Origin of the sequence: Pseudomonas sp. BN607, from assembly GCF_029871175.1 — a bacterium.
GTDB lineage: Bacteria > Pseudomonadota > Gammaproteobacteria > Pseudomonadales > Pseudomonadaceae > Aquipseudomonas.
Map to the genome: position 1 here is coordinate 1 of NZ_SSOE01000027.1, position 14,749 is coordinate 14,749.

General features: G+C 61.9%; 15 protein-coding genes. 6 read left to right on the plus strand and 9 right to left on the minus strand.

All coding sequences use genetic code 11. The features are described from left to right. Window positions 1–210 precede the first annotated feature (210 nt). Window positions 211–1,164 carry an IS110 family transposase gene (locus E8E68_RS05775; RefSeq protein ID WP_280340090.1) on the plus strand — a complete coding sequence of 318 codons (954 nt, stop codon included), beginning with the start codon at window positions 211–213 and terminating at the stop codon, window positions 1,162–1,164. A 94-nt stretch (window positions 1,165–1,258) separates the two neighbouring features. On the opposite strand, the gene E8E68_RS05780 is transcribed toward E8E68_RS05775, so the two are convergent. The 4 genes from E8E68_RS05780 to E8E68_RS05795 all read right to left on the minus strand — a co-directional run bounded on the left by E8E68_RS05780 (window position 1,259) and on the right by E8E68_RS05795 (window position 5,380). Next, the gene (locus tag E8E68_RS05780) at window positions 1,259–2,161 is read right to left on the minus strand and encodes an SdiA-regulated domain-containing protein (protein ID WP_110747092.1); all 903 of its coding nucleotides are present in this window, start codon (window positions 2,159–2,161) and stop codon (window positions 1,259–1,261) included. A gap of 90 nt (window positions 2,162–2,251) precedes the next feature. After that, window positions 2,252–3,172: an SdiA-regulated domain-containing protein gene (locus E8E68_RS05785; RefSeq protein ID WP_266029023.1), complete on the minus strand. Its 921-nt coding sequence runs from the start codon at window positions 3,170–3,172 to the stop codon at window positions 2,252–2,254. Window positions 3,173–3,292: 120 nt separating this feature from the next. Then, the gene (locus tag E8E68_RS05790; RefSeq protein ID WP_266029022.1) at window positions 3,293–3,958 is read right to left on the minus strand and encodes a fumarylacetoacetate hydrolase family protein; all 666 of its coding nucleotides are present in this window, start codon (window positions 3,956–3,958) and stop codon (window positions 3,293–3,295) included. 15 nt (window positions 3,959–3,973) lie between these two features. Then, the gene (locus E8E68_RS05795) at window positions 3,974–5,380 is read right to left on the minus strand and encodes an FAD-binding oxidoreductase (protein WP_280340177.1); all 1,407 of its coding nucleotides are present in this window, start codon (window positions 5,378–5,380) and stop codon (window positions 3,974–3,976) included. Between the two features lie 171 nt (window positions 5,381–5,551). Between E8E68_RS05795 and serA the strand changes: the two genes are divergently transcribed. Continuing rightward, window positions 5,552–6,781, plus strand: coding sequence for a phosphoglycerate dehydrogenase (gene serA, locus E8E68_RS05800; RefSeq protein WP_110747083.1), 1,230 nt, complete (start codon window positions 5,552–5,554; stop codon window positions 6,779–6,781). Window positions 6,782–6,828: 47 nt separating this feature from the next. Here serA and E8E68_RS05805 read toward each other — a convergent pair whose 3' ends face one another. Then, window positions 6,829–7,305 (minus strand): DUF4399 domain-containing protein, encoded by a 477-nt coding sequence (locus tag E8E68_RS05805; RefSeq protein WP_280340180.1) that lies wholly within the window; start codon window positions 7,303–7,305, stop codon window positions 6,829–6,831. 222 nt (window positions 7,306–7,527) lie between these two features. Here E8E68_RS05805 and E8E68_RS05810 point away from each other — a divergent pair, with 222 nt between their 5' ends. Beyond that, on the plus strand, window positions 7,528–8,016 hold the full coding sequence (locus E8E68_RS05810) for a transporter substrate-binding domain-containing protein (RefSeq protein WP_266029019.1): 489 nt from the start codon (window positions 7,528–7,530) through the stop codon (window positions 8,014–8,016). An 87-nt stretch (window positions 8,017–8,103) separates the two neighbouring features. Here the strand turns inward: E8E68_RS05810 and E8E68_RS05815 are convergent, their stop codons facing one another. After that, window positions 8,104–8,607 (minus strand): DUF523 domain-containing protein, encoded by a 504-nt coding sequence (locus E8E68_RS05815; protein ID WP_266029018.1) that lies wholly within the window; start codon window positions 8,605–8,607, stop codon window positions 8,104–8,106. Continuing rightward, on the minus strand, window positions 8,594–9,226 hold the full coding sequence (locus E8E68_RS05820) for a 2OG-Fe(II) oxygenase (protein WP_266029113.1): 633 nt from the start codon (window positions 9,224–9,226) through the stop codon (window positions 8,594–8,596). Before E8E68_RS05820 ends, E8E68_RS05815 begins: the two co-directional genes overlap by 14 nt. Window positions 9,227–9,339: 113 nt before the next feature. Here E8E68_RS05820 and E8E68_RS05825 point away from each other — a divergent pair, with 113 nt between their 5' ends. Beyond that, complete coding sequence (locus E8E68_RS05825; protein ID WP_280340183.1) at window positions 9,340–10,092, plus strand: hypothetical protein; 753 nt, start codon at window positions 9,340–9,342, stop codon at window positions 10,090–10,092. Here the strand turns inward: E8E68_RS05825 and E8E68_RS05830 are convergent, their stop codons facing one another. Next, on the minus strand, window positions 10,093–11,019 hold the full coding sequence (locus E8E68_RS05830; protein WP_266029017.1) for an alpha/beta hydrolase: 927 nt from the start codon (window positions 11,017–11,019) through the stop codon (window positions 10,093–10,095). A 157-nt stretch (window positions 11,020–11,176) separates the two neighbouring features. Here E8E68_RS05830 and E8E68_RS05835 point away from each other — a divergent pair, with 157 nt between their 5' ends. Beyond that, window positions 11,177–11,746 (plus strand): DUF6436 domain-containing protein, encoded by a 570-nt coding sequence (locus E8E68_RS05835; RefSeq protein WP_266029016.1) that lies wholly within the window; start codon window positions 11,177–11,179, stop codon window positions 11,744–11,746. Here E8E68_RS05835 and E8E68_RS05840 read toward each other — a convergent pair. Further along, window positions 11,725–12,291 (minus strand): sugar O-acetyltransferase, encoded by a 567-nt coding sequence (locus E8E68_RS05840; RefSeq protein ID WP_266029015.1) that lies wholly within the window; start codon window positions 12,289–12,291, stop codon window positions 11,725–11,727. The genes E8E68_RS05835 and E8E68_RS05840 overlap by 22 nt on opposite strands. 86 nt (window positions 12,292–12,377) lie before the next feature. Between E8E68_RS05840 and E8E68_RS05845 the strand changes: the two genes are divergently transcribed. Beyond that, window positions 12,378–14,741 (plus strand): penicillin acylase family protein, encoded by a 2,364-nt coding sequence (locus E8E68_RS05845; protein ID WP_266029013.1) that lies wholly within the window; start codon window positions 12,378–12,380, stop codon window positions 14,739–14,741. Window positions 14,742–14,749 lie beyond the last annotated feature (8 nt).

The window sequence follows — 14,749 nt, forward strand, 5'->3', positions numbered from 1 at the left end:
CCCGCTTGTATGGTTAGACTTGAAGGGGTGGTGGGACTAAATGCCCGATTCTGACTGTTACGAGCAGTACAGACCGTGGGAGACATCGCCCCACCCCTTCCACCAAAGCGCCGATAAAGAATGCATCGTTTGCAAGCGACGATAGAAGCAAGCCAGCGCCTCTTGGTGAAAGCCCTTCAAGCCGAAAAACCATAACGTGGAGAGCCGCCGATGGCAATGCAGGTAGTGAAGTCGATCATTGGAGCGGACGTTGCAAAAGCTGAATTGGTGATCCATCACGAGGAGCGTGATGAGATCATCAAGCTGAAAAACTCCAAATCTGAAATCAATAAGTGGCTCAAGCAGCAGCCACTGAACACGGCTATCGCCGTTGAAGCGACCAACATCTATCACTTGGATCTGGTCGAGCTAGCCCACGGCATGGGCTTTGATGTTTATGTCATTGATGGATTTCAACTGAGTAACTATCGCAAGAGTGTTGGCGGCCGAGTCAAAACTGACCCGTCCGATGCGCGGTTGCTGTCCCGTTTTCTGAAAAACGAGGGTGAGGATCTTCGCCCTTGGACCCCGCCTCCCGCCGTCTACGGCAAGCTGCAGAGCCTTCTGCGGCGCAGGGCTGCGCTGGTATCGGCCCGTACTGCAATGACGCAGAGCTGGGCTAACGAGGGCCTGTTGAAAGCAGCCTTCGAAACCTTCGTCAAGTCGATAGAACGGCTGGACTTGCTGATACAAAAGAAGATCAAAGAAGTATTGCGAGAGGCAGGGCTGCTTGAACAGGTTATTCGCTGCCAGGCCGTGGAAGGTATTGGTTTTCTCACAGCGTCAGCACTGGTAATGGCGTTTATCAGAGGCGAATTCAAAAGCAGTGACGCTTACATCGCCTTCTTGGGGATGGACCTGCGAGTGAATGACTCCGGGCAAAAGAATGGACGCCGCCGCCTTACAAAGCGAGGCTGTTCGGAGATTCGTCGTTTGTTGCATAACGCAGCGATGTCGGCCAGTAGGTCAACTACCTGGAAGGACGTGTATGAGCAGTATCGGAGCAACGGTAAAGCAACGACCCAGGCACTAGTGATCTTGGCTCGCAAGCTCGCTCGCGTCGCATTCGCCCTGATGCGAGATCAGGGCGAATACGTCACCAAAAGCCGGAAATTGGCTTGCTGAAAACCATAGAATCTCCCACAGGTACCCCACAGGCCTGGAACCGTGGCGATACCTGTAGGAGCGGGTTTACCCGCGAATAGGCCCTGACAGGCGATCAATCAGTCGGCTGCCTGAACACATAGAACAGGTTCGGCTCACTGACCAGATAGATGGTCCCGGCCTCATCCATCGCAATCCCCTCCGCCTGCGGCACCGTCGCCTGCAACCCCTGGAAGCCCTTGCGCAACGACAAGGTACTCAACGGCCGCCCCTCGACATCCAGCTCAAGCACCAGCCGCGACTCGTCCGACAATGCCAGCAAATGCCCGCTGCGCTCATCGAACTGCAAACTCGACAGGTCCCGCACAAACAGCCGTGAATCGCGCTTGCGGTCCTGCACCACATGCACGGCGTAGGGTTTTTCCGGGGTGTCATGCGGGAAGCCGTGCACTTCGTAGATCAGCATCGGGTCACGCTCCTTGGCTACGAAAAGGCGCTTGCCAGCCGAATCATAGGCCAGCCCCTCGAAACCTTTGTTGCCGTTCAGGCCAATGCCCAGGCTGAGCTGCTCGGCATCGCCGGCATCGAGAAACAGCGTATCGTCGTCCAGGCGCACGCGGATCAGCCGCTGCTGGCGCTCGTCGGTGATCACGTAGCTGTTTGGCCCTACATACTCCACGGCTTCCGGGTCACCGAAGCCGGTCAGCGGTACGCGGCGTAAAATACGCCCATCCAGCGACAGTTCGATCAGCTCCGAACGGGCATTGGTGACGGTGAACAGGGTCTTGCGGTCGGGGTCGTAGGTCAGCGCCGATACGTCGTCATCCAGCCCTTCGATCGGCTGCGCCTCCACCACCACCCGGTAGCGGTCCAGGCCAATGCTTTGCTCGGCAGGCTGCCACCAGGTCTTGAGGTTGAACCAACCACGCTCGTACAGACGAAACTCCTGCCCGGCCCAGCCAAGCAGGAAAAGGCCGACAACGGCCACGGCAAGAAAAAAGCGAACGCAACGACGCATAAAGACAGACTCGACACAAGGATGGCGAATCTAACCACGAACAACTGAAGTAAAGCTTAATGCCAGCATCCGAAAAGCCTGAAACTGCTGTCAGTTTTTCCTGAAGCGATAGAACAACGCCGGCTCGCTGACCATGTACAGGTTGCCCTTGTCATCCATGGCCACTCCCTCGGCACGCGGAATGGTGTCATCAAGGCCATTGAAGCCGCCGAGCAAGGTCATGAAGCTGACCTGCTGGCCCTGCTCGTCCAGTTCCAACAGCATGTTGGAGTCGGCCGACAACACCAGCAGGTGGCCGGTGCGCGGGTCGACACCCAGCGCCGAAAGATTGCGCAGGTCGAGTTCATCGCTGGGCAGCGGCTGCTTGTCACCCTTGAGCGGGCTGCGGCCATCGGTGTTCCAGGTGTACAGCTTGGGCGGGCGCTCCTCGCCGATGATCAGGCGCTGGCGCAGTGGGTCCCAGGCTACAGCCTCGAAGCCCTTGTTGCTCTTTACCGACCGGCCCAGGTCGTAGCTTTTGAAGTCATCGTGATTAAGTGAAGCCGTTTGTGCATCCACCTTGACCAAGGTCAGGTCGTGCAGGCGCTCATCGGTGATGGCCAGGTAACCGTCTTCCAGCACGGCGACGCCTTCCGGGTTGTTCCAGCCGTTGAGCGGGATCTTGCGCAGTACATCGCCATCCAGATTCAGCTCGACCAGAAACGGGTTCTTGCCCATCACCGCGAACAGGGTGCGGGTGTGCGGATTGAAAGCCACATCCGAAGCTTCATCATCGTCCATGCCCGGTAACGCCTTGGCATTGATATCGACCTGGTAATCCGGCAACCACACGCTTTCGCTACGCTCGGCGGTGCTTTCGAAGCTTTCTCTTACCCACAGTGCACCGCGGTCATCCCAGTGCATGGCCACGGCCACGCCATAGCCGATCACTGCCGCCACGGCCAGGCCGAAGGGCCAGCGCAGGTAGAAACGACGCTTAGGGGTGACCGGGACGCTGGAGGAGGATGGCATGCGGTGATCCTGGGGAAATGGACGTAGGTGCGCGCATTATCCGGATGAGGTGTGAAAAATCGGTAAACAGGGCCGTCCTCTTCGCGGGCTTGCCCGCGAAGAGACCTGCCCGGTCTTGGCTCAAAGCACCCGGCTTTCGAAGCGGCTCACACCCGGCAGCTCGAGCACCAGTTCATCCCCGACATTGAACGGTCCCACGCCCGCCGGGGTACCGGTCAGGATTACATCTCCCGCCTGCAGTGAGAAATGCGCCGCCATGTGCTGAATCATCGGCACGATAGGGTTGAGCATCATCGCGCTGTTGCCGTCCTGGCGCACTTCGCCGTTCACGGTCAGGCGCACCGGGATGTCGGTCAGATCCTCGAAGCTGGCAGCCGAGACGAATGGCGGCAACACGCAGGCGCCGTCGAAGCTTTTGGCCAGCTCCCACGGCAGGCCCTTCTCTTTCAGCTTGGCCTGCACGTCGCGCAGGGTCAGGTCCAGCGCCGGGGCGTAACCGGAAATGGCGTCCAGGACCTCTTCTTCGGTCGGATGGGTCGACAGTGGCTTGCCCAGCAGCACGGCAATTTCTGCCTCGTAGTGCACCGAGCCGCGGTCCGCCGGGATCTTGAAACCGCCCTCGGCCGGCACCACGCAGCTCCCCGGCTTGATGAACAGCAGCGGCTCGGTGGGGATCGGGTTATCCAGTTCCTTGGCATGCTCTGCATAGTTCCGGCCGATGCACACCACCTTGCCCAGCGGGAAGTGGATGCGTGTGCCGTCTACGTACTGGTGCTGGTAACTCATGGCCGACTCCTTTGATTACTGCTTTTGTTCAGGAGCGAAGATCTTACCCGGATTCATGATGCCGTTAGGGTCGAACACGGCCTTTATTGCCTTCATGCAGGCAATTTCTTCGGCTGAGCGGCTGTAGCCCAGGTAGTCGCGCTTGGTCATGCCCACGCCATGCTCGGCAGAGATCGAGCCGTTGTAGCGCTCGACGATCTCGAATACCCACTTGTTGACCTTGGTGCACGAGGCGAAGAAGTCGTCCTTGCTCATGTGCTCTGGCTTGAGGATGTTCAGGTGCAGGTTGCCGTCGCCGATATGGCCGTACCACACCACTTCGTAATCCGGGTAATGCTCGGCGACGATGGCATCGATATCGCGCAGGAACGCCGGTACCTTCGATACCGTGACGGAGATGTCGTTCTTGTACGGGGTCCAGTGCGAAATGGTTTCCGACAGGTACTCGCGCAGCTTCCACAGGTTTTTCAGCTGGGTCTCGCTCTGGCTCATCACCCCGTCCAGCACCCAGCCCTGCTCGACGCAGTGCTCGAAGGTTGCCAGGGCCTGGTTGGCCACTTCCTCGGTGCTGGCTTCGAACTCCAGCAGGGCATAGAACGGGCAGTCGGTCGCGAACGGCGCTGGCACATCCCCACGCGCGAGGATCTTGGCCAGGCCTTTGTCGGAGAAGAATTCGAAGGCAGTGAGGTCCAGCTTGCCCTGGAAAGCGTGCAGCACCGGCATGATCGAGTCGAAGTCCGGCGTGCCCAGCACCATGGCAGTGAGGTTGCGCGGGGCGCGGTCCAGGCGCATGGTGGCCTCGACCACGAAGCCCAGTGTGCCTTCGGCGCCGATGAACATATGGCGCAGATCGTAGCCGGTCGCGTTCTTGATCAGGCCCTTGTTCAGCTCCAGCAACTCACCCTTGCCGGTGACCACTTTCAGCCCGGCCACCCAGTTGCGGGTCATGCCGTAGCGAATCACCTTGATCCCGCCGGCATTGGTGCCGATGTTGCCGCCTATCTGGCTGGAGCCGCTGGAAGCGAAGTCCACCGGGTAATACAGACCTTGCTCTTCAGCGTAGGCTTGCAGCTGACGGGTGATCACCCCAGGCTGGCAGACCACGGTGCGGTCGAAGGCATTGAAGTCGAGAATCTGGTTCATATAGTCGAAGGCGACCACAAACTCGCCATTGGCCGCCACGGCGCCCGCAGAAAGCCCGGTGCGCCCGCCCGACGGCACCAGCGCCACCTTGTGCGTATTGGCCCAGCGTACGATCGCCTGGACCTGCTCGACCGTCTTGGGCAGGACGATGGCACTGGGGGCTGGCGGGTAATGCTTGGTCCAATCCTTACCGTAGGCTTCGAGAGAAGCCGCGTCGGTCAGGACCTTGCCAGGGTCGACCAGGGTCATCAGTTCTTCAATAACAGCGGGGTGGGTCATCGCTGGAACTCTCGACTTATTCATAGTCACCCTGAGCACTCTTCACCTGTCGGGATAAGCTCAGATTGTGTCGCGTATGCTAGCATAGCCCTCCCGCTGTTCATGCTAAGGCTGCCCTCGCGCCTGGCATCACTCCTCGCCATTTTTTCTCCGGGATACAGGTTTACGCAGATGAGCAAGACTTCTCTCGACAAGAGCAAGATCCGGTTCCTTCTTCTTGAAGGTGTGCACCAGAACGCGGTCGATACCCTCAAGGCCGCCGGCTACACCAACATCGAATACCTCACTGGTTCGTTGCCGGAAGCCGAGCTGAAGGAAAAGATCGCCGATGCCCACTTCATCGGCATCCGTTCGCGCACTCAGCTCACCGAAGAGATCTTCGACTGCGCCAAGAAACTGGTCGCTGTGGGCTGCTTCTGCATCGGCACCAACCAGGTTGACCTGGCAGCTGCCCGCGAGCGCGGTATCGCCGTGTTCAACGCGCCTTACTCGAACACCCGTTCGGTAGCCGAGCTGGTGCTGGCCGAAGCCATCCTGCTGCTGCGCGGCATCCCTGAGAAAAACGCCTCCTGCCACCGTGGCGGCTGGATCAAGAGCGCGGCCAACTCGTTCGAAATCCGCGGCAAGAAACTGGGCATCGTCGGCTATGGCTCGATCGGTACCCAGCTGTCGGTACTGGCCGAGAACCTGGGCATGCAGGTTTATTTCTTCGACCCACTGACCAAGCTGCCGCTGGGTAACGCCGTACAGGTCACCAGCCTGAACGAGCTGCTGGGCCTGGCCGACATCGTTTCGCTGCACGTGCCTGAGCTGCCATCCACCCAGTGGATGATCGGCGAGAAGGAAATCCGTGCAATGAAGAAGGGCGCAATCCTGATCAACGCCGCCCGTGGCACCGTGGTCGAACTGGACCACCTGGCCGCCGCCATCAAGGACAAGCACCTGATCGGCGCTGCCATCGACGTGTTCCCGGTCGAGCCGCGCTCCAACGACGAAGAGTTCGAAAGCCCGCTGCGTGGCCTGGACAACGTGATCCTGACCCCGCACATTGGTGGTTCCACCGCCGAAGCCCAGGCCAACATCGGCCTGGAAGTGGCCGAGAAGCTGGTCAAGTACAGCGACAACGGTACCTCGGTGTCCTCGGTCAACTTCCCGGAAGTGGCCCTGCCGGCTCACCCAGGCAAGCACCGTCTGCTGCACATCCACGAAAACATCCCGGGCGTCCTCAGCGAGATCAACAAGGTCTTCGCCGAGAACGGCATCAACATCTCCGGTCAGTTCCTGCAGACCAACGAGAAAGTCGGTTACGTGGTAATCGACGTTGACGCCGAGTACTCCGACCTGGCGCAAGAGAAACTGCAACAGGTCAAGGGCACCATCCGTTCCCGCGTCCTGTTCTAAGTTTGCTTGCTGCATGAAGAAGGGAGGCCCTGGTGGCCTCCCTTTTTTCATTTCACTTCGACAGTGATTTTCTTCGACTCGACGCTCGGCTTGAACGGCACGTGGTACCGGTCACCCAGCACCAGCTGCAGGGTGTGCTTGCCCGGGGTCAGGGTGATGCTGGTTTCAGTCTGTGCCTGACCGAAGTGCAGCACCTGCGGGCCTGCTGGCAGTGCGGTGCCGGCCTCTGGCATCAGGCTGGTCGGCAGCGGCATGTCGGCTACCGGCTCTTTGTCCACATCCACCAGCAGGTGGTGATGGCCAGTGTGCGGGGTCTGGTCACCGGCCGGCTTCAGGCCCATGCCCTCGATGCCGAACTTGACGGTAAAGGTCTTGTCGACCGTAGCGCCATCGGCGGGGGAGACGATGACGACCTTGGCATCCTTGGGCGGCTCCTGGCTCTTCAGGGCATCTGCGGCACTGGCGAACACCGACACTCCCATCAGCAGACCGGCTACGGCAGCACGCGAAAATAGGCTGTTCATTCACTTCTCCTGTGATTCACTTATTGACCGCCGCCATAGTCCAGCGGCAGCGGTGTTTCACCTTAGTTGAAATATTCGCCAAGATGTTCACATTGCCTGACAGAAATATTTCCGTCAGGGTTAAACAATGCCGAGGCTTAGGGGTCATAGGCTGCGCTCGACCACGGCGAGGAATAAAGCCCTGGCGAAAGTTACTCATCTGCGAAAAGAAAAGGGGCATTCATGCGCTCGACCATAGGGGTACTGCTGGCAGTACTGATCAGTCCATTGGCCCAAGCGGAGCTGATCGACGAAATCGCCGACCGGGGTGAACTGCGCATTGCCGTACAGGCCAACAACCAGCCTTACGCCTTTAAGCAAGACGACCACCTGACCGGTTTCGACATTGAGTTTGGCCAGGACCTGGCCAAGGAGCTGGACTTGCGCGCCGAGTTCGTCGAGGCCGCTGCAGCCGATGTGCTGCCCGGTGTCGAAAGCGGCAAGTACGACATCGCACTCACACCGTCTATTGAATCGCTCACCGTTGACGGCCCGCTCGATGTGAGCCAGCCGTTTGGCGAGCAGAAACTGGTGATCCCGTTCCAGAAGGACAACCCGGCTTTTGAAAGTGCAGTGAACAATGCCCTGCAGCGGTTGAAGGACAGCGGCCGCACTGCCGAGCTAGAGCAGAAGTGGTTCAAGGGTGTGCAGGAGACTGCAGCCGGGCAGTAAGATTCTTATCGCCTGTACTGGCCTCTTCGCGGGGGTGCGTGCTATCCCCGTGGGAGCGGGCTCACCCGCGAAAGGGCCGGCACAGGTTTAACCTGAAAGCTCAGCCAGGGCCCGCTGCGCCTGTTCCAGCTCCAGCTCGCTGAACACCTGCACCCCCGCCCGCCGCAGCAATGCCGTGGTCACCCCTTCGCCCGTCACCTTCACCCCACTGAACGTGCCGTCATAGGTCAGCCGGTTGCCACATGAAGGGCTGCCCGACTTCAGCACCGCGACGCCAATGCCATGCCGCCGCACCAGCTCCAGCGCCAGCTGCGCACCGGCCAGAAACTCGGCAGTGACATTTTCACCCGTCACGGTAATCACCTGCGCGTCACCATCAAGCACCTTGCCGCCCTGCCCACCCGGGATCTCCGCTGGCGGGCGCGGGGTCGGCAACCCCCCGGCGACTTCCGGGCACAATGGCACCACGCGCCCTTCGGCCTGCCACTGCTGCAACAGGTCAGGGTGGCCACTGGCCCGGCCGTCATAGCGCACCGGCTGCCCCAACAGGCAGGCACTGACAAGCACCTTGGGCAAATCAGAACGGGTCATTGCCCCGCCGCCTGAACCAGCCGGTCAACGATAGCCGTTCGCGCCCGGCCGGCAGTACTTCGTGAGGCACCTCGCCCGACAGGAACACCACCAGGCAACCCGCCACCGGCTCGACATCATGCTCGATACCGTCCGCGAGGAACATGCGCAACTGCCCGCCATCCTGCGGCTGCCAGCCCTCGTTCAGATAAAGCACCGCCGAGACCATGCGCCGGTCGTCGTCGCGAAAGCGGTCCAGGTGGCGGCGGTAGAATGCCCCCGGCGGGTACAAGGCAAAGTGGCACTCGAAGTCTTCCAGACCGAGGAACAGCCCCTGGTTGATGGCCTGGCGCAACTGGTCCATGGCGCCCAGGTACTGGTCGCAAGCCTCGGCCTGCCCGGGGTCGATCCACTGGATCTGGTCGCCGCGAATGGTCTCGCGCACCTCCTGGGCATCACCGCGCCCCACCCCGGCCGGGTTGAGTTCGCCTTCGGCGTCACGGCGCCGGCACTCGGCCGCCAGCGCGCGCACCAGGCCGCCAGGCAGGAAGAGCGCCTGCTGGGACCAGCCATGGGTGGCCAAATCGTCTACGACGGCCGCAAGCATCGGGTTTTCAGGGGAAGTGTGCATGGCGCGCATCATATCCATTCGCCTTGTCGGCGCACAGCGCCACTTGGCCGAGAAACACGCGGATATCTCGACAAACCGGCGCCGGGCCAAGGACAATAGCCACCTGCCGACAGGAGTCCTGAATGCGCCGTCTGTTTTCCCTGATTCTGCTGATGATCTGCACCACGCCTGTCTGGGCAGACAACCTGGATCAACTGTACAAGGCTGCCGGCTGGCCCGACCAGCGCGCCCACTTCAACGATGCCCTGACCGCCGCCCAGCAGCGCTATCGCAACAGTTTGCCACCCGCCGTGTACCAGGCGCTGGTCAACAACAGCAACCAGCGCTTCCAGGCCCAGGCGGTGGACCGTCGCGCCCAGGCAAAACTGCGCGCCAGCCTGGCCAACCCAGCACCGGCCCTGGCGTTCTTCCAGTCGCCTCTGGGGCGCAAGGTGGTGGCGGCCGAGCTCAGGGCCACGCGCAAGGACGAACTGGCCAAAAATGCCAAGGGCCTGCCGAAAATCCAGGCCAGCGACGACCGCCTGCTGGTCATCGGCCATCTGGCCCAGGCCCTGCCAGCACGTGAGGCCGGTGCCGAAGTCAGCCTGGCCATTGCCGGCGTGGCCGCCGACAGCCTGAGCTCGATGATCCCCGGCCTGTTCGGCGGCGGTCAGGCCCAGGGCCTGCTCGACGGCCAGCGCCAGCGGTTGATGGGGCAGATTGGCGAAGACCTCAACAACACCCTTCTCTACGTCTACCGCGACCTGACCGACGCCGAGCTGGAAGAGTTCGCCACTTTTGCCGAATCCCCCGACGGCAAGGCCTATTACCAGGCTGCCTTGGCCGCTGTGCGTGCCGGCCTGGCGGTTGGCCAGAGCAGCAACGACCTGAAGTGATCAGCCAAGGTGCTGGTCGATGAAGTGGAAGTAGCGCTGGCGAATGCCCGGCAGCTCGTTGGCCAGATGGTGACGCGCTTCGGGCAGCATCAGTATCTGCGGCTCGGCGAATTTGGCCTTCAGCACTTCAAGGTTGTAGGGCCAGTCCACCGTACCATCGGCCTCACCCTGCACGATCAATGGCCGCCGCGTACTGCGTGGCGCGGCCTCGATGCGTTTGACCCAGGCGATCAAGGCGCCCACCCAGGCGGTTGGTAGCCGGCGCGGTTGCAGCGGGTCTGCCTCAAGAAACGGCAGAAAGGCCGGATCGTTGGTGTTCTCGCTGAAGCGCCGCTCGATGCCGTTGACGAAGTGGCGCAGCACGCGATAGCTGAACTTCGACCAACGCCAGGAACAAGGCCGCACCAGCGGGGCCAGCAGGATGACCTGGCCATCGACAGGGCTGCGCGCGCCCTGGTACAGCAGATGATCCACGGCAATCGCGCCGCCGGTGCTTTGCCCGCACAGGTGCCACGGGTGCGGTAGCTGCAACGTACTCGCCTGGTAGAACAGGGCCTCCAGCACCTGCTGATACACCGCAAAGTCACTGATACTGGCGCGCTCGCCGCTGGACAACCCATGGCCGGGCAGGTCGCAGCTGACTACCGCAAAACCCTGCTTGAGCGCCCACTCGATCACGTGCCGGTACAGGCCCATGTGGTCGTAATAGCCGTGCAACAGGAACAGCGTCGCGCTTGGCTGCTCGGGCAGCCATGCCTGCGCGACCAGGTCGAACCCCGCGGCCTGAAAGCTGCCCAGCCAGCTGTGTGCCGGCAGGTTCAGGCCATAGAAACGCTGGTAGTCCTGCGCTTGTGCCGACAGAGGCTGGCGAGTGGTGAACGGCGCCAGGCTGGTGCGCAGGCGGTCGGGGTGAAAGGCAGGGGGCATCGGGTACATCCACATTGATGCAAGTATTGATCTGGAATCTTCAGCTCTGGCCGGCGCCATGGCAAGCTTGCTCACCTTTGCACAATCATCACCGATCAAACTGTTGGATCAACTGTCTTGCACAAAGCCTGCTCCCACAAAGGGCCATCGACTCTTCATGAATAGCCGAATCATCAAACCGCTGTGCACGGTAATCGCCTTGTTGGTCGGCGCAGTCATCCTCTGGCAGGCCTACACCACCTTCCAGGCCCGCTACCTGCGCCCGTTCGACAACCAGGCCACGCTGTTCGACGGCAGCCAACTGCAACTACCTGTAGGGCTGGCCGGCCCCGGCCCGGTTCGTGTGGTGCATTTCTGGGACCCGGCGTGCCCGTGCAATGTCGGCAACCAACAGCACCTGGGCGACCTGGTGAGCCAGTTCGCAGGCCACGGCGTTACCTTCCACGTGCTGCAAAAGCCCGGTAGCCACGGCCAGCTACCCGCTAACCTCAGCAGCTTGCAACCCATCACCGATCTGCCCGGCAGCCAGCACCTGCCCGCTTCCCCGGCCGTAGCCATCTGGGACCAGCAAGGCCGCCTGGCCTACTTTGGCCCGTACAGCGAAGGCGCGGTGTGCAACGCCAGCAACAGCTTCATCGAACCAATCCTCAGGGCCCTGCTCGACGGCCGCCAGGTCAGCGCCTCCAATACCCTGGCCGTGGGCTGCTACTGCCCTTGGGCGGGCTGACGCACCCGCGCAGGGTTACCCACCACCGTCGCACCCGCCGGCACGTCCCGGGTTACCACGCTGCCAGCGCCGACCACAGCATTGTCGCCAATGGTCACCCCCGGCAGGATGATCGCCGCACCGCCAATCCACACGTTGTCGCCGATCGTCACAGGCCGCCCACTCTCCAGGCCACTGCGCCGCACTTCAGGGTCAAGCGGATGGTCCGCCGCGTAGATTTGCACATTGGGGCCGATCTGGCAGTGGTCGCCGATACGCACGGGCACCACGTCGAGGATCACGCAGTTGAAGTTCACGAAGGTATTGCGGCCGACACTGATGTTGTAGCCGTAGTCGCAATAGAACGGCGGGCGAATCACTGTGCCTTCGCCGGCCTGATTGAAGTGCTCGACCAACAGCCCATGACGCGCATCATTCAGCAGTTCGACACTGCCGTTGTAGTGATTCATCCAGTGCTTGTTGGCGATCTGCTCGGCTTGCAGCTCGGGGCAGCCAGCGTGGTAGAGCTGGCCGGTGAGCATTTTCTGTTTTTCGCTGAGGGACATGGAAACTCCTTTGGGGGGCTATGCTCTGTTCGCGAATCCACCGATGATCGGACCCTATTTTCTGCTTGAACGCACAAGGAGTCTGCATGAAGCGCAGCCTGACCCTGCTGGCCGTGGTGGTTGCCGTGGCCGCCGGCGCCGGTTACTGGTACGTACAGGGCAAGCTGCCGCGACGCGACGGCGAGGTCGCCATCGCCGGCCTGCAGGCGCCGGTCAGCGTACGCTATGACGCCCGTGGCGTGCCGCACCTGCAGGCACAGAGCGAGCCAGACCTGTACCGCGCCCTGGGCTACGTGCATGCCCAGGACCGGTTGTTCCAGATGGAGATCATGCGCCGCCTGGCGCGTGGCGAGCTGGCCGAAGTACTGGGCAACAAGCTGCTGCCCACCGATACCCTGTTCCGCAGCCTGCGCATACGCGAGCAGGCCGCGCTGATGGCCAAGCGTCAGGACCCGCAGTCGCCCGCCGGGCAGGCCCTGCAAGCCTACCTGGAGGGGGTCAACAGTTGGCAGGCCAGCCACCCCAAGCCGATGGAATTCGACCTGCTCGGCATCCCCCCACGCCCGTTCACCGCCGAGGACACACTGAGCATCGCCGGCTACCTGGCCTACAGTTTTGCCGCAGCGTTCCGCACCGAACCGGCGCTGACCTACATCCGGGATCAGCTGGGCCCCGACTACCTGAACGTCTTCGTCCAAGGCTGGCAACCCGACGGGGCGCTGGGCAAGCCGCTGGCCGCGGCCGACTGGCGCACCCTGGAAGCCCTCGCCCGCCTGAGCCACGAAGCGCTGACCGACGCCGGCATCCCCCAGTTCGAAGGCAGCAACGCATGGGCCGTTTCAGGCAGCCGCACCCGCAGTGGCAAGCCATTGCTGGCCGGCGACCCACACATCAGCTTCGCGGTGCCAGCGGTGTGGTACGAGGCTGAGCTTTCGGCGCCCGGCTTCAACCTCTATGGCTACTTCCAGGCGCTCAACCCATTCGCTCTGCTCGGCCACAACCGCGACTTCGGCTGGAGCCTGACCATGTTCCAGAACGATGACGTCGACCTGATCGCCGAGCGCAGCAACCCGGCCGACCCCAACCAAGTCATGGTCGGCGGTAAATGGCAGGCGCTGGAAACAACCGAGCAGCAGATTGCGGTCAAAGGCGAAACGCCGGTCACCATCAGCCTGCGCCGCTCGCCCCATGGCCCGATCGTCAACGACGTGCTGGGCAACACCGCCGGGGCCACGCCAATCGCCATGTGGTGGGCGTTCCTGGAAACCGAAAACCCTATCCTCGACGGCTTCTACCAGCTCAACCGCGCCGACACCCTGGCCAAGATGCGTGAGGCCGCAGGCAAGGTTCACGCACCAGGCCTGAACTTTGTCTGGGCCAACGCCCGCGGCGATATTGGCTGGTGGGCGGCGGCGAAGCTACCGATACGCCCGGACGGCGTCGACCCGGCGTTCATCCTCGACGGCGCCAGCACGCAAGCCGACAAGCTCGGTTTCTATCCGTTCAGCGTCAACCCGCAGCAAGAGAACCCAACACAAGGCTACATCGTCTCGGCCAACTACCAGCCGCCAGCGGCGGTGCCGGTACCGGGTTACTACAACCTGCCCGACCGTGGCCGCCAGCTCGATCGCTACCTGGCCAACCCTGACGTGAAGTGGGACACCCAGAACAGCCAGGCGCTACAACTGGACACCGCCAGCGACTATGGCCCGCGTACCCTGGCCCCACTGCTGGCAACCCTGCGCGGTATAGCCGTAGATGACGAAGAGAAGGAGCTGGTCGAGCAACTGGCGGCCTGGGCTGGCGACTACCCGCTGGACTCGACCACTGCCACGCTGTTCAACCAGTTTCTCTACGAATTGGCGTTCGCGGCCCTGCATGACGAACTGGGCGACACCTGGTTCCCGGTACTGATCAGCACCCGAGCCATCGACGACGCCCTGCCGCGGCTGGCGGCAGATGCCGATTCACCTTGGTGGAACACCCGTGGTGGCAACCAGCGTACCGACCGTACGGCGGTGGTGCGTACGGCATGGCAGAACAGCCTGAAGCACCTGCGCGATACGCTGGGCAACGACCCGGCGCGCTGGCAGTGGGGAAAGGCCCATACCCTGACCCACAACCATCCACTGGGGGTGAAAAAGCCGCTGAACCTGCTGTTCAACGTTGGTGCGTTCGCTGCGCCAGGTACCCACGAGGTACCCAACAACCTCTCGGCAAAGATTGGCCCGGCGCCATGGCCGGTGACCTATGGGCCGTCTACCCGACGGTTGATCGACTTTGCCGATGCCGGGCAGGCGCTGACCAGCAACCCGGTCGGGCAGAGTGGCGTGCCATTTGACCGGCATTACTCGGACCAGGCCGAGGGGTATGTGCAGGGGCAGTATCAGCGAGCGCAGATGGGGGTGATTCCGGCGCAAAGTACCTTGCGATTGATACCAGGCGGATGATTCTGAGG